Origin of the sequence: Bacillus suaedaesalsae (genome assembly GCF_016890225.1) — a bacterium.
In the GTDB taxonomy this organism is placed as follows: domain Bacteria; phylum Bacillota; class Bacilli; order Bacillales; family SA4; genus Bacillus_BS; species Bacillus_BS suaedaesalsae.
The window spans coordinates 163231-183989 of sequence record NZ_JAFELM010000043.1; the positions used below are offsets into that span (position 1 = coordinate 163231).

The following is a 20759-nucleotide window of genomic DNA, read 5'->3' on the forward strand; positions in this document are numbered from 1 at the left end:
CATCCTGAAAGGAGATCGTCATGTCTATTACAAAACAACCTGATTTTCAGAAAGAGGTTGAAAGATTAACCTTCACCAAGAATTACATCGAAACCATCATTATTGCAACGGAAACAACAAAGGAAAATTATCGTGATAAGATTTCAGAAGCATTTCAAGATATGGATTGGCTAGATAGTAGTTTAAGCTATTCCAATATATTAACGAACGCACAGTTTATGGAGCGTTCGGCTGAGGAAGTTCGGAACTTAAAGAAGATTCGACCAAAACCGTATTTCGCAAGAATAAATTTTAAAGCAAATGACCGGCCGATTGAAGAACAGCTCTATATTGGAAAGGCATCTGTCTTTGATCGAGAATCCCAACAGCCGATTATAGTCGATTGGCGTTCACCGATTGCCAATGTGTATTATGACGGACGATTAGGAGAGGTAGAATATATAGCGGAAGGTGAAACGTACGAGGGTTACCTTTCGCTTAAAAGACAGTATGAGATTGAAGACGGTTCTCTCCTAGACTATCGAGATGTAGATTTGACAACAAACGATGAGTTGCTTCAAGAGTCGTTAGCGAGAAGTAGTGATAATCGTTTAACCGAAATTGTTTCTACTATTCAAGCTGAACAAAACCAAATTATTCGTGCAGATCTAAATAGGCCAATCATTGTACAAGGTGCAGCGGGTAGTGGAAAAACTACGATTGCTCTTCATCGTATTTCTTATTTTATTTACACACTAGGTCATGAATTTGATCCAGAGAATATGATGGTCATTGCGCCAAACCGATTATTTATTGACTATATTTCAGAGGTTCTGCCAGAGCTCGGAGTAGACCGAATTAGGCAAACAACGTATATCGATTATGTACAGGATTGCATACGAAAGAAAATTAAAGTGATACCGCAAGAAAAAAAGTTAATGACCCTCATTCATTCTGAGGAAACTGAAGTCAACAAGGTGAAGTGGATTTCACGATTTAAAGGTTCTTTAGAATATCAAAGAATGATAGAACAATATATGAAAGACATACAATCTACTTTTTATCCAAAGGAAGATTTTTCTGTTGAACGATTCCGTTTAATGACAGCGAAAAAGATTAAACGCCTATTCGCAACTGAATATCATTACTTACCATATTACCGTAGATTGGATCGAATAAAAAAGGTACTGCAAGGTGACGTGAAACGGAAGAAAAAGCAAATGCTTCATAAGGTACAAGCTATTTATGAATATAAGCTTGATAAAGCACTAGCCGAGAGAGAACCGTTGAAACGAAGAGTGGCAGTATCCAATTGTATGGATGAGAAAGAAGAAAGAGTAAAGGTAGTTGAAAAGGAAATTCGATCTGCTGTAACACAATTTATGAAACAATTTCCTAAACTAGCGTTACTAGACTATTATCATGACATGTTTACATATGATGTCTTTAAAAAGTTAGCAAATGGAATTTTAACAGACGAACAAATCAATGAATTTCTCAGTTATCAAGCCGAGTTAACGAGGACGAAACAATATGAAGTTGAGGATTTAGCTTCTTTATTATACTTACAACATTACTTATATGGAATCGATCCTGAGTTAAAAGCGAAAAACATTGTCATTGATGAAGCACAGGATTATAGCTACTTTCAGTTTTTTGCATTAAAATCTTTACTCGGAACTGATATGTTCACGATCGTTGGCGACTTGGCGCAGGGAATTCATGCGTATCGTGGGATGAATGACTGGAATGTGCTTGTGAACAAAATCTTTCCGCGAGCTAATTATGTAACAATGCAGAAAAGTTACCGTACAACCGTCGAAATTATGAACACAGCGAATGAAATATTAGGGCTCATGGTCGAAGACATCCCAAAGGTTGAACCAGTTGTGAGACATGGTAATAAGCCTCTTTTCATTGAAATTACATCTCAAAAGAAGCTTGTGCAAGAAATTGAAAATCAAGTAGAATCGCAAAGACAGGATCGGATGAAAACTTTTGCTGTCATTACAAAAACCGAGACTGAAGCGAAAATGCTAGACTCCTATTTCCGAAAACATAGTTCACTTGAAACAAAGCTTTTAATTGGTATGGAGGAAATGACAAAGGAGAAGGTAGTTATTACTCCTTCATACATTGCTAAAGGGTTAGAATTTGATAGTGTGTTTGTTGTCAGTCTCGAAGATCCTTATTCCAATAACGATATTGATATAAAGTTGTTATATGTCGCGATGACACGACCCCTGCATCGATTGACCCTGCTAGCGGGTAACGAAGAAAGTCTGTTACTCGACTATGTAGACTCAATCTTGTATGATACTCAGTAACAAGGCATTGTTAAAGTGCAGAGTTGAAATTTAACTTTATGTTGATTAGAGTTGAGGGCGTGAAACTCCTGCGGAGAAGTGGGGCAGGTTAGGTCCCGCAAGAGTCTATCGACGAGGAGGAACACCGACGTCTGCGGTATCCGGCCAATGCCTTCCACAGTAATCAACATTATTATTTAATAGAACATAATACAAAAAGCATTGTTACAGAACAATGCTTTTTGTATTTAATCAACAATTATATAACCGATCATAGGACCATTATGTTCTTTATCAGGATGTGCTGTACAAATAAGGCGATAGGTACCTTCTTTTTTAAAATTTAGGTTTAATACTGTTTCTTCCCCTTTTTTTACATTGCCCTTAGCGTTTGTACCTTCAATGAAGAATGGATGTTCTTTTCCATTTACTCCTAAAATACTTAGCTTTATATCTTTCCCTGCAGGTACAACGATTGTGCCAGGATCAAAGCGATACGCCTCTAGTTCTTTACCATCGTCTGTTTTGCCGCTAAATTCTCCGGTTACCATATGGAACGAATACACTTCATGTTCTTCAGCAAGAGTTTCCTTTGTAACAGGAATTGATGTTGGATTGAAATAAATAATTCCACTAATCAAAATAATGAGCATTAAAAATCCAGTAATAATCCAACTTCTTTTAATGATGATAAACTTCATATAAACCCTCCTTTAGCTTGTCTAGTAATATGTATGCAGCTAATAAAGAAATTTGTCCTAATTATTTTGAGTTAGATAATAAGAGATTGAATGAGCTACATGTTGCTTTAATGTGAAAAGTGAATGAAATTCTACGTTTTTAACTATTTTTTAACGTTTTCGTCCCTTTACTAGTTTGAGTGGTGGGAGTAATATAGCGCATATACGTTTCTTATTCTATATTCGCTGAATCAATACGAGCGGGGGAACCATTTTGTGACAGCAAATGTCACTTGGGGTGAAACCTTTTAAGGTGGGGTTACTCTTATGACCCTAATCCGACAGCTAACTCCGTAAGCGTTACAAGAGAGAGTGAAGAAGCCTTTCATTCGTTTTTTTAAAACGATCACAAGGGTTATTCTCTTGTGGTCTTTTTTATTTAGAATGGGCTATTTAGAGATGCTTCTCACAACCTTGTATTCTTGTTTCTAGCGATAAAACAGGGGAGTATTTCATTGAAAACTTTATATCATTTTAAGAGAAATTGGATCACCTTTAACCCGTCACAATTGCTTGTGTTCGTATTTTTCACATCTATCCTTGTAGGAACGACTCTATTGAAATTACCATTCTCTACCACGTTACCGATATCTTGGATTGATGCTCTATTTACCGCCACATCTGCAATGACTGTGACGGGATTAGCTGTTGTTGATACGGGAAGTGTTTTTACGACATTTGGTGAATGTGTCATTATGGTTCTCATACAAGTTGGTGGACTAGGAATTATGTCTTTTGCCGTTCTCATTTTTATGGTTCTAGGAAAGAAAATTGGGTTAAAGGAAAGAATGGTCATTCAACAAGCATTAAACCAATCATCATTAGGTGGGATGATTAATCTCGTCAAGCATTTATTTATTTTTTCATTGACCATTGAGATGATTGCGATGGTATTTCTCTCTATACGCTGGGTTCCAGAGTATGGATTAGTGAAAGGGTTATATTATAGTTTATTTCATTCTGTTTCGGCATTTAATAATGCAGGATTTGGACTATGGTCTGATAGTCTTATGGGCTATGTTGGAGATCCGATTGTGAATTTGACGATTTCATCTTTATTTATTATAGGGGGAATTGGTTTTACCGTTCTAATGGATATTCGATATAAGAAGAATTTTCGCTCATTATCATTACATTCCAAAATTATGCTGTGTGGGACATTCATCCTTAATATATGTGCAATGTTTATTATTTTTGCGTTAGAGTACTCCAACTCCTTCTCAGATTTTACAATTTGGGAAAAAATATGGGCCTCCTACTTTCAAGCTGTTAGCCCAAGGACAGCAGGATTCAATTCGGTTGATTTAACTCTATTAAGTGAGCCGTCAATTTTGTTTATGATTATCCTCATGTTCATCGGTGCAGGAAGTGGGTCAACAGGTGGAGGAATCAAACTTACTACATTTATTGTCATTGTATTAAGTGTAATAACGTACTTGAAAGGAAAAGAAGAAATTGTAATTGCCAGAAGATCGATTAGTGAAAAATTAATGGTAAAATCATTAGCGATTACAATGATTTCGTTGTTATTTGTTGTTAGTGCTATCTTTATACTAAGTATTACCGAAGAAGCCCCATTACTTCATGTGTTTTTTGAGGTCGTCTCTGCATTTGGAACGGTAGGTTTAACATTGGGTCTAACGTATTCATTAACATCTATCGGAAAACTCGTTATTATTACAGTCATGTTAATCGGAAAGCTAGGACCGTTAACTCTTGTATACTCTATTGCTAAACAAGAAAAGGAGAAAGTGCGTTACCCAAGTGAAGAAGTTTTAACAGGATGAAAAAAGCTTTGCTCCTCGGTGAGCGAAGCTTTTTTCCTATAGCTACATGTAGTAATAATGACTTTTGACTTAAGGGTATGGTGAATTAGTGCTAGTAAAGAAGAATGGTTGTTAGTAAAAATTAACTGAATTAACAGAATTAATTGACTATGAAGCGGAGATATTAGAATATAAAAGGCGAAGCAATTATGGTGTAAAAAATCCCTATAATCATCCACTTTCATTCATTCCATCAAAATCCTCTTTGAAAGATACCGAATAAATCATTCTATTAACTTACCATTTTCCTTAGTGTCAGTTAGAAAGTAATAGTTCTGAAGACATTCATAACTTTACTTTTTTCTACTGTAAATATCTTTTATAAAAAGGAGGACGGATGAAATCATATTCTATCAGTTAGGTAGAGTGTATGAAACAACGCAAAAATAAAAAACAGGAGGTAAGTTGATGAAGAGATTGTTTAGTGTTTCACTCGCTTTAATTCTAGTACTCTCGTTGTTTTCTGGTGTGGTATCTGCAAACGGCTCAGGGCAAGCAGCCAAGGGAAATCATGTCGAGTATGTGGAAGGACAATTAATTGTTTCTGTTGAGCCGAAAAAAGTAAAATCAGATTTTACAATTGCAAGTACGGATAGTTTAAATGGGAAGGAATCGACATTAACAAGTAAAGGATTTACAGTACTAGACACTCTTCATGTTGAGGAAACAACTGTTAAACCTTTAGTGAGTAATAACTTCAATAAAAAAGTAATCGACAAGATGGGCTTAGTATACTTAGTTGAGTATAATCTAGATTCTTATAAATCTAGTAAAGAAGCAAAACAAGAATTACGTAAAGAATTAAAAGATTTAGGTTTTAAAGTTCGTTACATCTCTGAGAACCAAAAAATGATGGCTATTGAAGGAACAGCAACTATTCAAGGAGTTCATGCAAATCAACAATGGCATTACAATATGATTAAAGCGCCAGAAGCTTGGACAGTAACACCGGGATCAACTTCAGTTAAAGTAGCAGTATTAGATACGGGAATTGATCATAATCACCCAAGTTTAGCAAACTTCGTTAACACAAGCTTAGGTAGAAGCTTTGTCGGTGGAACAACGATGGATGTTCAAGGTCATGGAACGCATGTTGCGGGAACAATTGCAAGTTACGGTCAAGTATCGGGTGTTATGCAAAGTGCTACATTAATTCCAGTAAAGGTATTAGGTGATAATGGTTCAGGGTCCTTATATGGAATTACGCAAGGTATTTTATATGCTGCAGATATCGATGCAGATGTAATAAACATGTCGCTAGGTGGCGGCGGATATGACCAAAGTATGGATGAGGCAGTTCAAACAGCAGTTGCTGAAGGAACTATTGTTGTTGCTGCATCAGGAAATGACGGAGCTTCTAGCATTTCATATCCTGCAGCATATAGCTCTGTTATTGCTGTAGGTTCAGTTACCTCTAGTAAAACAAGATCCAGTTTTTCTAACTACGGTTCTGGCCTAGAAGTTATGGCTCCAGGCTCTAGTATTTACAGCACCTATCCAAACGGACAATATGCAACTCTTTCCGGTACGTCAATGGCCACTCCACATGTTGCGGGGGTAGCGGGTTTAATTAGAGCGGCCAACCCGAACATTTCGGTTGCGGAGGCAAGACAGATTTTACGTGATACAGCGCAATATGCTGGAAGCTCAACTTATTATGGATATGGAATAGTGGATGCACAAGCTTCAGTAGTGGCGGCTTCTGGAGGCGGTGGCACAACTCCACCACCACCATCTTCAACGGAAACAGTTACAACAATTTCAACAAATTACAGCTACTACTATCGTGGAGAAACAATCCATATGACAAGTACAGTAAAGGATAAAAATGGAGCAGCAATTTCTGGTGCTAGCGTTAACTTCAAGATTACACGACCGAACGGCACATCCCTTACTCAAGCAACAACAACAAACTCTTCAGGAGTAGCAACTTGGTCAGTTGGAACTAGTTATTCAACTGCAACTGGAACATATAGAATTGATGTAACGGCCACAAAGAGCGGATACACAAGTAGCACAGCTTCAAAAACTTTTAGAATGTATTAACGGTAAAATGAGTCTCGTTTATTGGCGAGGCTCCTTTTTACTATGGAATTGCACCAAATAATATAAGTCAACATATGTATAGCCAAAGTGACTTTTTATGAAAAGGGGATCTATATGCCATCTTTTGTGGGTTCAGTTAATATTGACAGCGTAGGCAATGGTGTATTTACAGTAGGAGATGCACTTCGGATATCACCTAATGGTGGTTCTCAAGATAATGGTGGAGCGGGTTCCTTTAACTCAGGTGATTTCATCATAATTACAGATAAGAAAAACCATACAAATGTTAATGATCCTGATATCTCAGATGAATTTAGTCTTTCGATAAAACCATTTATAAAGTAAGACACTATTGACGAAAGTTAAGGATTAAATTATAGTAAATTTAGGAAAATTTTAAAGGAGATTGTTTTATGAGTGGAGTCGTTCTTAACTAACGTAATTTCATACGTTCTGAATCATTTGCAAAAACATCCGGAACTCGATGTTTTATTTGTGTATGACTTGATTCAGGAGTTAAGAACACAGAACTACACACATATTCTTTTTAACTGATATGGTGAAAAGTACTGTGCAATGATGCACAGTTTTTTATTAGAAATTATTGTTCATAGTCTCTAATAAACGAAAGATGATTTTAAAACTTTTCCTATCAATAGCTGATTATGTAACCGCAGTGAACTTGTGTTCATTTGCGGTTTTTTATTTTACTATATTTTACTTTATCTTAGGGAGGATTCAACATTGATTGAAAATACAATTCAAGCATTACAGATAGAAGAAATAAAAAAGGAAGTATCACAGTTTGCGATGTCTGAAATAGGGAAGCAGAAAATACAAAAACTATTACCTTCTATTCATAAAAGACAAATTGAAGGATGGTTAGAGGAAGTAACAGAAGCGAAGGCCGTATTAGCAAAATCATCAAGCGTACCTCTTACTTCAATACAAGGCATCATCCAAGCACTAAAGCACTTAAAGAAGGGTCTGCATTTACGACCAGATCAACTAACTGAGATTTATCATTTAATTGATTGTGCAGAGAAACTAAAGAAATTTATGAAAGATAAAGAGTTTATTGCTCCGAGAATTAGTTCATATGTGCATTCTGTGTATGATTTATCAGAGTTAGCAGCAGAAATTAACCGATGTATTCGTAATGGTCAGGTTGATGATTATGCGAGCAAGGATTTATTAAAGATTCGTAAACAAATTGATTTTCAAGAACAAAAAGTAAAAGAAAAGATTGAACATGTAGTGAAATCATCGAAGTACAGTAAATACTTGCAGGATACCGTTGTAAGTATCCGTAATGGCCGATATTGTATATCGGTAAAGCGAGAATTTCGTAAACAAATGAACGGAACGATATTAGACACTTCAGCATCAGGTTCGACGGTGTATATGGAACCGAGTGAAGTAGGAATAATCCAAGATGAAGTAACAAGTTTGCGTTATGAAGAGGAGGCAGAACTTCAAAAGATCCTCTATCAACTAACTGATTTAGTCGAAAAACATGAACACGAAATTAAAATTGCGGTTGACACACTGGTCCAATATGATGTGATTTTTGCTAAAGCGAAGTTCAGTCAAAAAATAGACGGAAGAGCTGTAATAATTAATGAGCACCATGTTATCAAACTTATAGAGGCTAGGCACCCGTTATTAGGAAATCATGCTGTTCCACTTACAATTGATATGGGAATAAAATACGATGCACTCGTCATTACAGGACCAAATACTGGTGGGAAAACGGTAACGATTAAGACAGTAGGATTGCTCACCTTTATGGCACAAATCGGTTTACATCTTCCAGTTAAAGAAGGGAGTGAAATCGCCATTTTTCATAAGATTTTAGTAGATATTGGTGACGGTCAAAGCATAGAACAATCGTTAAGTACGTTTTCCTCTCGTATTAAAAATGTAATCGACATATTAGGTGAAGCAACACCTCAAACGTTAGTCCTTCTTGATGAGTTAGGATCAGGTACTGACCCAGCAGAGGGTATGGGATTAGCTACAGCGATATTAGAGGAACTTTATCATAAAGGTGTAACCTTGCTCGCGACGACCCATTATAGTGAGATCAAAGAATACGCTGCAACTAAAGATGGTTTTCAAAACGCTTCAATGGAATTTGATATACAATCATTAAAGCCAACATATCGATTATTAGTGGGTAAAGGTGGAGACAGCCAGGCGTTTGCGATTGCATTGAAGCTAGGAATGCACCCTAAAATTATTGAACGAGCACACCATATCACCTATAAAGAGGAAAAAGATTATGTGTCGCTTACAGAGGGTAGTCTTAAAACGATGGAAAGACAGTTAGGAACAAACAATAAACATATTCGAAATCAAAAACATTTTATGAAAGAAGAGCAGAGTAAGAAATTGAAGCATTATTTTAATGTGGGAGATAACGTTAAGATTCCATATTTGAATGAATACGGAATTATTTTCAAGCCTGAAGATCCTGCAGGGAATGTTATTGTTATTGTCAAAGGTGAAAAGAAACTAATTAATCAAAAACGATTAGAGCTGTACATTCGATCAGAAGAATTGTATCCGGAACAATATGATATGGATATTGTTTTTGAATCTAAGGACAACAGAAAAAAAGAGAAACAACTTAAGAAGCATTATGTTGAAGGTCTAACGATTGAGAGAGAGGAGTAAATCGTATAAATCATTTTTATATGAGAAACCTTACTAGTAGATAGAAGTAAGGAGGATTTATTTATGGATTGGAGTTTGCTATGGAAAGCAGTAGTCATTTTATTAGGAGGTACATTCTTATTAAGAATAGCTGGAAGAAAATCAATCTCTCAAATGACTTTAGCACAAGTTGTTATTATGATTGGAATTGGTTCATTACTCGTTCAGCCATTAGTCGGAAAGAATGTATGGGCAACATTAACAGTAGGGTTAGTTCTTGTCACGACGTTAGTAATCATCGAATATGGACAACTAAAATTTGACTTCCTCGAGAAATTTATAACAGGTAGAGCAAAAATTTTAATTGAAAACGGAAACATCAATGTGAAGAATTTAAGGAAAATCAGGTTAACAATTGACCAGTTGGAAATGAAACTTCGTCAAAGTAATGTGTCAAATCTCAATGATGTTCACTTTGCAACAATAGAACCTAACGGACAACTCGGATTTATTTTAAAACAATCCAAACAAAATGCATCAAAGGAAGACATTCAGTATTTATTAAACGAAATTAAACAATTGAGAGAAGAGATTCGTGAAAAGTATCCACAAACGAAAGTTGTATATAAGCATTCTCATCATGAGCAAGCAGATGTTGAACAGACTCTAAATCAAAATAATAATCAATCTCAACAAGGGTTATTTGAAGAAGTAAACGCAAAAGGACATCAACAAACACCACCTGAATATTTACAATGAAAAAAGGAGAGGGCGTAGGGTTGCCCTCTCTTTATGTGTTTGACAAAATCTTTCCAGTACTGTATATTTATAAGAGTATTCAAGAAAATATTACTTTTTAGCTTCACGTATTATAAAAAGTGATCATTTATTTTGGTAACTTTTTATAATATGTGAATTTTTTTTTGAAAAATAAGCATATAATAACAATATTGGAGGTTTTCATACATGAAAACTGGAACAGTTAAATGGTTTAATGCAGAAAAAGGTTTCGGATTTATTGAAGTTCAAGGTGAGGACGATGTATTCGTACATTTCTCTGCTATCACAGGAGATGGCTTTAAGTCTCTTGATGAAGGACAAAAAGTAGAGTTCGAAGTAACTACTGGTAACCGTGGACCACAAGCAGCAAACGTTGTGAAACTATAATTTAAGGTATTGAGGGAAAGCTGCTCACCTGAGTGAGTAGCTTTCCTACTGACACCAATATAGGGGGCAAATAAAATGGTATTTGGTAGAAAACCCGTTGAAGAAATTAAAATGGCAGTTACAAAAGTTTGGGAATGTACATCCGACACGTGTAATTGTTGGGTAAGAGATAATTTTAAATCAAAAGGCATTTCAACATGTCCGATGTGTAAAAGTGAAATGAAGATGTCATCAAGAGAGTTACAAGTCATTCATAACCACTCCGTAGCAGAATAGGTATATTCCTTCAATTTTTCCACTAATCTTTCTCGTTTTCAATTATTCCATTTTAACTAAAAGTCTATTTAGCAGAAGAACTGTAATTTGTTTTTTCCTAATTCTCACTGGCATGACCTAGGAGTCATAAGGATGAAGGAGAGGTAGGGCTTTCATTGCTTTAGGATCACAAAATTAGATTTTGTGCCCTTACAAGAATGTAGTTTACTTTGAATCACGTAATCATGAAATGAAAAAATGACTAAGCAACCGAAATTGCTTAGTCATTTTTATTTTTCGAAAACATCGTTTCTTATAATTAAATTCTAGGCATCATTAATAGGTCAATACAGGTGAGATATACATTGCTTTGACGAAAAGATGAAAGAGAAAACTTATCATTACGTGTTTCTCGACTTGTTCGGAAAACAATTATCTATGCGAGAATAGCCTTTATTATTCGAAACTTTGTTCTAAGTCGTCAATTAGGGATCCTACATATGATACCGCTTTACGAATGGCATCTGGTTTTGTCATGTCAAGTCCGGCGTGTTCGATAAGTTGTTGTGGAGTTAGAGTTCCTCCAGCTTTTAATACTTCTAACCAACGGTCAACAACTACTTGCCCTTCTTCCTTCATCATAGAAGCAACAGCAGTTGAAACAGTTAATCCTGCAGAATAGGTGTATGGGTAAAGTCCCATGTAATAGTGAGGCTGACGCATCCAAGTCAGAGATGCTCCTTCATCAATCTCGACAGTATCACCCCAGAACGTCTTTAACACATCTGCTTTTTGTTCACATAATAAAGCTGCTGTTAATGGAGTCCCTTCTTCAGCAAGTCTATATACTCGTCGTTGGAATTCACCTTCTAAAAGGTGAGTAACAAAGTTATGATAATACGTACCTAGGAATTGTAACGTTACCCAACGTTTCATACGAGGGTCTGTAGTATTCTTTAAAATATGCTGACCAAATAACAGCTCATTCATTGTTGATGGTGCTTCAACAAAGTAAGTAGATGGTCTTGTATTTAAAATCGTTTGATATTTATTTGCTAAATAGAAGTGTCCTGCGTGACCAAGTTCGTGTGCTAGAATGAATGCACCTCTCATTGAATCTGTCCAAGTTAATAGAATGTATGGGTGTGCTCCATATGGACTTGAACAAAAGGCTCCTGTTGATTTACCAACGTTATCCGGCAAGTCCACCCATCTTTCTGTTAAAGCTTTTTCCATCACACTTGCATATTCTTCGCCCATTACTTGTAGCGATTCTAAAATAAGCTTTGATGCTTCTTCATACGTCGTTTTTGGATTGAATTCAGGATCCAACGGTGCTTTTAAATCACAAAAACGTAACGTATCTAACCCTAATACTCGTTTTTTTAAGCGAGCGTACCTTTGCATATGGGGGGCAAGTTCTTTTTCGATGACATCTAATTGGTTATGATACATCTCTTGACTCACTTCTTGTGGCTGCAAGAGCATGTCGGTCACGGAATTGAATTTTCTTAGTTTTGACAATGTTACTTGTTTATTGACTTCTGCAGCATATGTCGCAGCATACGTGTTTTTGTATTGCTTTAAGGTTGTAACGAAAGAATCATAGGCCTTTCTACGTAATGAAGTATTTGGCGAGATTTCAAAATGATCTTCAAATAACGCAAATGAAAGAGGGTGTTCGTTACCTTCATCATCAACTATTGAATCAAACTGCATATCAGATGACTTACTTCTTTGATAAATTGTATATGGAGAACCGTGAACTTCTCCTAAAGCAGCCAAGGCTTCTTCAGTTTCTGGATGCAGTTGGTACGGCTTTAAGAGAGTGATGTCATGTAAAACCTTCTTATAAGTATGTAGTTCTTTATTTTCATTTAAGAAGGATGTGATAGTGTCCTCAGACAGGGATAATACTTCAGACTTAATAAATGAGAAGGCAGCCATAACATGGGAGTAAAGTGCTCCAACACGGGACATATCGGCTTGATTTACTGGATTTGTTCCATCTTCTGAGAATCGTAAACTTGCATGCGTGTACACTCTAACTAGTTTCTCAAGGAGTGATTCTTGTGCTTTTAAGCAATTCACGAGTTGTTCTGCACTTTCTGACAGCGTCCCCTTATATTGTGTCACGGATTGGAGATTCTCTTCAATAAAGGCTGCACCAGCTTTAAATGCTTCATATGTAGGGAAGAGATCTTCTAAATTCCATGTTGTTACTACTGATACTTCATTACGATTTGGACGTTTCGCCACTGTTTTTTCCATCAATCATTCTCCTTTTCTATTTCGCATAAAATTATAGATGTTTCGTGTTGCTAATTAAATGTATTATATTACATTTTTAATTTTTAGGCTTTATAATTTTAAAATATTTTGAAAATTATTTATGGAAGCATAACAATAGTGCTTAAGCTAATTTAGAGTTGCTTCAAAATCAACATACAGCCTATTAAAAAAAGAGTCCTTTATTAGACTCTTTAATAATAGAAATATTCTACTTTTATTTTCGCCTCTATCTTTTGCATACCAGGCTGAATAGGAGTTGATTCTGCTGCGAAAGCAGTGACTTTACTTAATGGATAAACTTGATACGATTCCTCTTCTACGCGAAGTGGTATTGGATAAAGACGAACGCTGTATGAGTTTGTTAATGAGAGTGCCTTTGCGTGTGCATCCTGAACGGCTAAGTTTAATGCCTGTAAATAATATTTCTCTGCGTTTTCAACCGTAAATCGAATCGAATTGACAGTGTTGGCACCACTTTGAACAGTTTCATCAATGATTTGGCCAATTTTTGTCATATCTTTTATTTTTACTTGAAGTATATGTGTGACACGATAACCAAGTAAAAATTGTTTATTGTCACGAAACTCATAAACCGGTTCAATTAGGTATTCCTCTGTTTGTATATGCTCACGTGGTATACCTAAACGTAAGAGGGTATCGATAATATTGTTTGTTTGAGATGCATTTTCCTTTTGAATCACCTCTAACTCTTTTCCTTCTGTCATAACCCCTAATGATATAAATGCGGTATCAGGTTGCACACTTAGTTCTCCGGTACCAGAAACAATGAGATGTTTATACTTTTTTTGGGTCAAAAAAATTCCCCCTTCATATCAAGTCATTATCATTGATATGCGAGAGGGTACTTCAGCATAACACTTCTTATTTAATGATACTGTTCATCAGAATAAAATTGGTCATATGCGTTTAGGGCTGCCTCCTCTGAAGCGAATAAGGCATCATCATTTTCAATAACATGAAAGGTTTCGTGTAAAAAAAGTGCAACTCCATCAGGATTGTGTGGATGTGGTACGATTTCAGCCTTTTTTACATTGGAGACAGTTGGAGTATGGGGATTGTTATATATAACGTAGACTTCGTCACCAGGGTTTACATCTTTTGGATCGATTGTTTCCATAAAACTCATTCCTTTCAATATGTAATATCTAGAGTAGTATGGTGTTATTTAACTCAAATTATGATTGACCCCATGAAAAATAGACATGTCCATTCAGTTTGTTTATGATGGACATTGAAGATAAGTAAGTAAACAAAGGAGTATGAACATGGATATTAAAAAAGTTGGAACACATAATGGAACCTTTCATGCCGATGATGTCATTGCATATGTCATATTAGATGAGCTATACGGACCGTTAGAGTTAATCCGATCTCGTGATAAAGAGATTCTAGCAACGTGTGATCTTGTTTTTGATGTTGGTGGAGGGAAATACGATCACCATACAACCGATAAGGAATACCGAGAAAATAATATTCCTTATGCTGCAGCGGGTTTAGTATGGAGAGATTTTGGAAAGCAATTGCTACAAAAAAAGGGAGTAGCTTCTGCTTACGTAGATAAGATATTCACTTATATTGATGAGAAGTACATACAAGGTTTAGATGCGGTGGATAACGGTGTACGTTTCAAAAGAGAAATGATTGTTCCTGAACTTTCGACAGACATTCATCGCTTCAATCCTAAATGGAATTTACAGGAAGATGAACAAGAGCAGTTTAGGAGGGCAGTGGAGTTTGGACGCACCTCGTTTATGAATTTAATTAAAGATCAAATCTCAAAGGTAGCGGCAATTCATGTGATTGAAAAAGCATATGCAGAACGAACTAAAAAGGAAATCTTATTTCTAGAGCAGCATTGTCCTTGGCATTCTGCACTTCTTCAAGTAGATACGAGAGGTGAAGTGCTGTTTGTCATTTACAAGGATCATCGTAAAGGATATTTAATACAAGTCGTACCATTAAATGAGAATACGTTTGAAGCTAGAAAGGACTTACCAGAGGAATGGGCAGGGAAGGAAGAAGCAGAGCTTAATCAGATAATTGGTATTGATGATGCGATTTTTGCGCACCCAGCACGATTTATTGCCGGTGCTAAATCAAAGGAAAGCATACTGAAAATGGCGGAATTAGCATTAAAGTAGTGGGAGAAGATAATGTTAAAGATAAATAAAGTAACATTACAGGAGAAAGAGAAACTTGGTAATCTATTTGAGTATTACGTGTATGAGTTTAGTCCATATTTAAAAATAGATATAGGAACTGATGGGAAATTCGGATTTGGTCAATTAAACGAATACTTTACGGATTCTTATGATCCTTATTTTATTTACAAGGATGACAACCTTGTTGGTTTTTGCATTGTACAGAAGCTGACTAACAAGGATTATGACTATCAAGTTGACCAATTTTTCATCTTAAAACGATATGAAGGATTAGGCTTAGGGAAAGCAGCAGCTTTTCAAATTTTTAATCAATACAAAGGTCGATGGAATATAACTCAAATTGAGACAAACTATAAGGCGCAAGCGTTTTGGAGAGGAACTATTAAAGCTTATACGAATAATACGTTTGATGAGTTATATGATGATAATCGTCGTTCTGTCCAACGGTTCCAGTCTTAAAAAGGAGAAAAAAGGATGTATACACCAGAACAGTTAGCCCAAAAACAATTAGATGCATATAACAGACAAGATATTGATGAATTTGTATCTGTTTATGCTGATGATATCGTTGTAATGGACTTTCCATCTAATAATATTACTCTCTTAGGTAAGGAGGAATTTAGAACTAGGTATCACAACCTTTTCCTTCAAAATCCTAACCAGCATGCCGAGTTAAAGCATCGACTTGTTAAAGGCAATATTGTAATTGACCATGAGTATGTAACAGGTAGAGAGAATGGAATAAATACTGAAGCTATCGCCATGTATGAAGTCAATCATACTCATATACGAAGAGTGTGGTTTGTTAAGTGAATGTTGTAAAATATTAGAAAAATTAGGTTTTTCCGAATAATTCCAAATGTATAGACATGTAGAATTATTCGTAATAAAATAAACAATGTTCTACATTACATAGAAATAGGAGTGGGTCTTTTATGTTAAAGAAATTAATCGCTGCAGGGATTATCTCTAGTGCGTTATTACTAGCTGCATGTTCTGCTGACAAAGAAACAACTGAAGAACCAAAAGCTGAAGAAACAGAAAAAGAAACAGAAAAGGTTGAAGTGGATACAAGAACAGAACTTGTTAACTTCCACATTTCACTAATTGATAATTTCAAAGATGAATATCAAACTTATTCAGCTTATGGTGCTGCTATTGCTGCAAAGGATGCCGCTGTTGCTTCTCAATCAGATGCAGAAGTAGCTGAAGAAGATAAGCCAACTGCAGAAGATATCGCTGAATTAGAAGCTGCAATTGCTGAAGCGAAAGCTAATGCTCAAGGTATTGCTGATGCATCTGCTGACGAAATTCGCAACTATGAAATCCCGGCTGAATTAGAAACTTACAGTGCGGATATTAAGGCTGCTTTAGAAGATCTTGCTAAGTTCTACGAAGGTGTAAAGGCTGACGTTGATAACACAGAAGCTAACGAAGCTCTATTCACTTCATTTGGTGAGAAAATGGGAGCTCTTTTTGAAAAAGAAGAACTACCAGCACCTAACTACGCAAACGCAATGAGCTAAAGAATAAAAGGTAAGCACGATGGTGCTTACCTTTTTCTATTGCTTCCTTGTTTCTTCAAATTCCTCTTCTGTTTCATGCTTATCATCTGATTTAGATAAATACCCAAACAGATAATTTGAAGTTGTTTTCCAACTATTCTCGAGTTTTTCCGTAATAAATGAAAAGCGTTCAAAGATAATACTCTTTAAATGATCAATTTGTCTTGAGATTTTTTGAGTAATTGCTTCTTGCTGATCTAATCGTTCCATAATAGTTTTATGAAACGCTTCTTGTAGTGCTAAAGTTTCTGATAAATTTTTATACAACTCTTCCTGTTTTGAAAGCTGATCGTTAATAGTGTCTAGCATACCTTCATTCTCAAAGATCTTTTGAGATATTTTCTGCCCAAAATTGTCTTGTGCGGTTAATCCATCTAATATAGCTTGATGAATGATTTCATCGCTTTCTAGTTTCTTTTTCATTTCTAAATTTATTTTTTCTAAATGGAGTATACGATCTAACAATGTTTGGTTCACAAGTTCTTGCTGTTCCATACGGTTACCAAAGCGTGTTTGAGTATGTTCTTGTTTTTGAATTTGTGTAATGACTTCAGTAAAGTACTTGTTTTGTTCCGTTTTCGCAACTTTCATTAAATCATAAACATCTGTATACGATTCGGATATTCGCTCATTTACTTTTTGTTGCTCTTCAATAAATTTTGTCATTGGACTAGTTCTATATAAATGTTGATTAGAGTTTGCATTGTTAATAGAAGAAGTAAATAACTTGGGCTTTATTCTGTTATTACGGTCTATTCCCATTCTTAACACTCCTTTCCGTTTTTTATGGAAGGGCATAAAATTAGTTACTTATTTTATGTATATGCATAAGGCTTGGTGCAAGTTTCCTTCAATTTAGTGGTGTCACAGGATTTTGTCGCATTTTCGGAACTTATGACAACCTTCGTCGAAACTGTTTAATTCTTCGTATTTTATTGTCATACTAGGAAAGCTACGTTACGAAAAAGGGCGGATGTTGTATGGATATTGATAAGTTAAAGAAAGCAATCGAGAAGCAAAGAGAAGAAATGACTTCACTTGGTTTGAAGTATGGTTTAACGAACTGTCATACTGTCAAATCAAGCCAACAGCTAGATCAGTTACTCAATCAACTGGAATATATAAGTAAAACAAAAATGTATAAATAAAACTTAATTAATAGGGTTTATAGACCTTTTTTCGAATAGAAAATAATGATAATCATTTGTTAAAAAGAAGATAGCCAAAAAGTGCAAGCTGGTGCCCGTTTACATAAATGGAACTAGCTTTATTTATTTTTCCAAAGGCTGTATTTACATTTTCTTTCGAACAAGTACAGCAACAAGTAATTATAGTCTTCGGGGCATATTCAAGGAAGCAATGATTCTCAAAACGATTGAAGATTTAATTGTAAATAAATTAGGTAAAATTTATTAAAAGAGCCTTATTAAAATTATTGATTATTTCATGCATTTGAAACATCGTGGAGAGACAAACTATAAGTGTTACATAGTAACAACTATATGTTTATATTGGAGGTTCATTATGATAAAAAAGACAATTGTTGCTTTAGCCGCTTGTTTGTTTGTGTTACCGATTTATTCTAATGCCCAAATTAAGATGTTTAACGAACCACCTTTCTCTCATTATAAGGTTTCTCCAGGGGATTCGTTTTGGTTCATTGCAAAGCGTTATGGATTAGATTATCGTGAGCTAATGAGATTAAATCCAAACGTAGAACCGACCAACATGCACGTTGGTGAAATCATTCGCTTAAAGGCAGATGCATCTAGTTCAAGTTCATTCCATGACCAAGTGGCGTCGCTAGTCAATCAAGAAAGAGCGAAAGCAGGTCTAGGTAAGCTGACTCATGCGGCCGACTTAAAAGCGGTTGCTCAGAAGAAGGCTGAGGATATGATTAACTCTAATTATTTCTCTCATACAAGTCCTAATTATGGATCTCCTTTCCAAATGATGAAAACATTTGGTATTACGTACCAAGCAGCTGGAGAGAATATTGCTAAAGGGCAAAAAACTCCACAAGAAGTTATGAATGCATGGATGAACTCACCTGGACACAGAGCGAATATTCTTAAGCCAGAGTTTAATACAATAGGTGTTGGTTTCCATCACGGTGCATGGGTTCAGATGTTTATTAAGAGATAAAATATGAAAGATCCATCATTTTTTTGATGGATCTTTCTTTTATAGGAAAATAAATGGAAAAAAGATAATAAGTATGATATTTTGAAGAAGGTGTACATAAAAGATAGATATAAATCATAAGAAGTGGGGGAATTACGATGACTGAATTCGAGCAACTTATAGAAAAGTATGCAGAACTTGCAGTAAAGGTAGGCGTTAATGTTCAGCCGGGGCAAACATTACTTGTAAATGCTGATATTAATAGTGCTCTTTTTGTAAGAAAGGTTACACAAAAGGCATATGAAGCAGGTGCGAAATTAGTCTCTGTTGAATGGTCAGACGAAACAGTGACAAGAATTCGCTACGATCATGCCTCTGACGAATCTTTTCATTATTTTCCAGATTGGAAAGCAGATATGCTTAAACGTGCATTTGAAGAAGGTGCTGCCATTCTTTCTGTTGTGTCAATGAATCCTGATTTGTTAAAGGGTGTTGACCCGGAGAAAATTGCAAATTTAAATAAAGTAGCAGGAGAGGCTTCGAAGAAATATAGACATTTTATGATGGCAGATAAAAATAGCTGGTCAATCGTTGCAGTTCCTTCTCAAGCTTGGGCTGCAAAAGTCTTCCCAAATGAAAATCCTGAGAGCCAAGTGGAAAAGTTATGGAATGCTATTTTTGAGGCGACAAGAACGTTCCTTGACAATCCAGTTGAGGCTTGGAATCAACATAATGCAAGTTTGAATCAAAAAGTTGATTACTTAAACTCACATAAATTTAAGGCGCTACATTACAATGCAAATGGTACTGATTTAACAGTAGAACTCGCTGATAAGCATCTATGGGTTGGTCCTGCCAGCATAAATGAAAAAGGCGATCAATTTATTGCCAATATGCCTACAGAAGAAGTATTTACAACACCAAAGAAAACAGGTGTACATGGAACAGTTCGAAGCTCTAAGCCCTTAAATTATGGTGGAAATGTAATTAATAATTTTTCTCTTACTTTTCAAGATGGTAAGATTATCGATTTTCAAGCAGAAGAAGGCTATGATACATTGAAGAAATTAATTGAAACAGATGAAGGTTCCCGTTATTTAGGAGAAGTCGCTTTGGTTCCACATCAATCACCAATTTCGAACATGAATATCATCTTCTACAACACGCTATTTGATGAAAATGCATCACATCATCTCGCAATTGGGAATGCATATGCCTTTGCAATTGAAGGTGGAAAGCAGATGTCCGAGGAAGAATTAAGTGACAATGGTGCAAACCGCAGCATGACACACGTTGATTTTATGATCGGTTCAGAGGATATGAATATTGACGGAATTACTGCTAACGGAGATCGAGTTCCATTATTCAGGAATGGAAACTGGGCAATATAATTTTGAAAAGAGTGTTATTCAAAGAATAGCGCTCTTTTTAGTTAGAATTGGTTCAACGGCTTTAGAATCTATTGAGTTGGTTCGCAAGTATAGTATGTATGGCTCATGTATTCCGATATAGACTTCAAATTACTCTGCAAATAAAAAAGACGTCTATAAAAGACGTCTTTGCGTATTGAGGCGAATGACTGCACTCCACATAGTGCATTTCGTATAAAACGAGCGTC

Annotated in this window: 20 protein-coding genes and 1 riboswitch; of the genes, 15 read left to right on the forward strand and 5 right to left on the reverse strand. The window is 35.7% G+C overall.

Features of this window, described 5'->3' with window-relative positions:
• Positions 1–20 precede the first annotated feature (20 nt).
• Complete coding sequence (gene helD, locus JR050_RS17480) at positions 21–2306, forward strand: RNA polymerase recycling motor HelD (protein ID WP_204204915.1); 2286 nt, start codon at positions 21–23, stop codon at positions 2304–2306.
• A 227-nt stretch (positions 2307–2533) separates the two neighbouring features.
• Here the strand turns inward: helD and JR050_RS17485 are convergent, their stop codons facing one another.
• Positions 2534–2986, reverse strand: coding sequence for a cupredoxin domain-containing protein (locus JR050_RS17485; protein ID WP_204204916.1), 453 nt, complete (start codon positions 2984–2986; stop codon positions 2534–2536).
• Between the two features lie 213 nt (positions 2987–3199).
• Positions 3200–3341, forward strand: a riboswitch (cyclic di-AMP (ydaO/yuaA leader).
• A gap of 139 nt (positions 3342–3480) precedes the next feature.
• Here JR050_RS17485 and JR050_RS17490 point away from each other — a divergent pair.
• The 7 genes from JR050_RS17490 (at position 3481) to JR050_RS17520 (ending at position 10998) form a co-directional block, all read left to right on the forward strand.
• The gene (locus JR050_RS17490; RefSeq protein WP_204204918.1) at positions 3481–4812 is read left to right on the forward strand and encodes a TrkH family potassium uptake protein; all 1332 of its coding nucleotides are present in this window, start codon (positions 3481–3483) and stop codon (positions 4810–4812) included.
• A 447-nt stretch (positions 4813–5259) separates the two neighbouring features.
• Positions 5260–6897 (forward strand): S8 family peptidase, encoded by a 1638-nt coding sequence (locus JR050_RS17495; RefSeq protein ID WP_204204919.1) that lies wholly within the window; start codon positions 5260–5262, stop codon positions 6895–6897.
• A 114-nt stretch (positions 6898–7011) separates the two neighbouring features.
• On the forward strand, positions 7012–7242 hold the full coding sequence (locus JR050_RS17500) for a spore germination protein (RefSeq protein ID WP_204204921.1): 231 nt from the start codon (positions 7012–7014) through the stop codon (positions 7240–7242).
• Positions 7243–7641: 399 nt separating this feature from the next.
• Positions 7642–9576, forward strand: a complete 1935-nt coding sequence (locus tag JR050_RS17505) for an endonuclease MutS2 (RefSeq protein ID WP_204204923.1) — start codon at positions 7642–7644, stop codon at positions 9574–9576.
• Positions 9577–9639: 63 nt separating this feature from the next.
• Positions 9640–10314 carry a DUF421 domain-containing protein gene (locus JR050_RS17510; RefSeq protein WP_204204925.1) on the forward strand — a complete coding sequence of 225 codons (675 nt, stop codon included), beginning with the start codon at positions 9640–9642 and terminating at the stop codon, positions 10312–10314.
• Positions 10315–10521: 207 nt separating this feature from the next.
• On the forward strand, positions 10522–10722 hold the full coding sequence (locus tag JR050_RS17515) for a cold-shock protein (RefSeq protein ID WP_204204927.1): 201 nt from the start codon (positions 10522–10524) through the stop codon (positions 10720–10722).
• Between the two features lie 75 nt (positions 10723–10797).
• A complete protein-coding gene (locus JR050_RS17520; RefSeq protein WP_204204928.1) occupies positions 10798–10998 on the forward strand; it encodes a cold-inducible protein YdjO-related protein in 201 nt (66 codons plus the stop codon).
• A 435-nt stretch (positions 10999–11433) separates the two neighbouring features.
• Here the strand turns inward: JR050_RS17520 and pepF are convergent, their stop codons facing one another.
• From pepF to JR050_RS17535, 3 genes are all read right to left on the reverse strand, one after another.
• On the reverse strand, positions 11434–13248 hold the full coding sequence (pepF, locus tag JR050_RS17525) for an oligoendopeptidase F (protein WP_204204930.1): 1815 nt from the start codon (positions 13246–13248) through the stop codon (positions 11434–11436).
• A 212-nt stretch (positions 13249–13460) separates the two neighbouring features.
• Complete coding sequence (locus tag JR050_RS17530; RefSeq protein ID WP_204204932.1) at positions 13461–14084, reverse strand: SIMPL domain-containing protein; 624 nt, start codon at positions 14082–14084, stop codon at positions 13461–13463.
• 71 nt (positions 14085–14155) lie between these two features.
• Positions 14156–14407, reverse strand: a complete 252-nt coding sequence (locus JR050_RS17535) for a transcriptional regulator SplA domain-containing protein (protein WP_204204934.1) — start codon at positions 14405–14407, stop codon at positions 14156–14158.
• Between the two features lie 148 nt (positions 14408–14555).
• Between JR050_RS17535 and JR050_RS17540 the strand changes: the two genes are divergently transcribed.
• The 4 genes from JR050_RS17540 to JR050_RS17555 all read left to right on the forward strand — a co-directional run bounded on the left by JR050_RS17540 (position 14556) and on the right by JR050_RS17555 (position 16978).
• Positions 14556–15431, forward strand: a complete 876-nt coding sequence (locus tag JR050_RS17540; RefSeq protein ID WP_204204935.1) for an MYG1 family protein — start codon at positions 14556–14558, stop codon at positions 15429–15431.
• A gap of 12 nt (positions 15432–15443) precedes the next feature.
• Positions 15444–15911 (forward strand): GNAT family N-acetyltransferase, encoded by a 468-nt coding sequence (locus tag JR050_RS17545; protein WP_204204937.1) that lies wholly within the window; start codon positions 15444–15446, stop codon positions 15909–15911.
• Between the two features lie 15 nt (positions 15912–15926).
• Complete coding sequence (locus JR050_RS17550) at positions 15927–16265, forward strand: nuclear transport factor 2 family protein (RefSeq protein WP_204204939.1); 339 nt, start codon at positions 15927–15929, stop codon at positions 16263–16265.
• Between the two features lie 122 nt (positions 16266–16387).
• Positions 16388–16978: a hypothetical protein gene (locus JR050_RS17555; RefSeq protein ID WP_204204941.1), complete on the forward strand. Its 591-nt coding sequence runs from the start codon at positions 16388–16390 to the stop codon at positions 16976–16978.
• 36 nt (positions 16979–17014) lie between these two features.
• Here JR050_RS17555 and JR050_RS17560 read toward each other — a convergent pair whose 3' ends face one another.
• The gene (locus JR050_RS17560) at positions 17015–17779 is read right to left on the reverse strand and encodes a hypothetical protein (protein ID WP_204204943.1); all 765 of its coding nucleotides are present in this window, start codon (positions 17777–17779) and stop codon (positions 17015–17017) included.
• Between the two features lie 218 nt (positions 17780–17997).
• Here JR050_RS17560 and JR050_RS17565 point away from each other — a divergent pair, with 218 nt between their 5' ends.
• From JR050_RS17565 to JR050_RS17575, 3 genes are all read left to right on the forward strand, one after another.
• Positions 17998–18165 carry a Spo0E family sporulation regulatory protein-aspartic acid phosphatase gene (locus JR050_RS17565; RefSeq protein ID WP_204204945.1) on the forward strand — a complete coding sequence of 56 codons (168 nt, stop codon included), beginning with the start codon at positions 17998–18000 and terminating at the stop codon, positions 18163–18165.
• Positions 18166–18541: 376 nt separating this feature from the next.
• Positions 18542–19162: a CAP domain-containing protein gene (locus JR050_RS17570; protein ID WP_204204946.1), complete on the forward strand. Its 621-nt coding sequence runs from the start codon at positions 18542–18544 to the stop codon at positions 19160–19162.
• Between the two features lie 137 nt (positions 19163–19299).
• Positions 19300–20532: an aminopeptidase gene (locus JR050_RS17575; protein WP_204204948.1), complete on the forward strand. Its 1233-nt coding sequence runs from the start codon at positions 19300–19302 to the stop codon at positions 20530–20532.
• Positions 20533–20759: the final 227 nt, after the last annotated feature.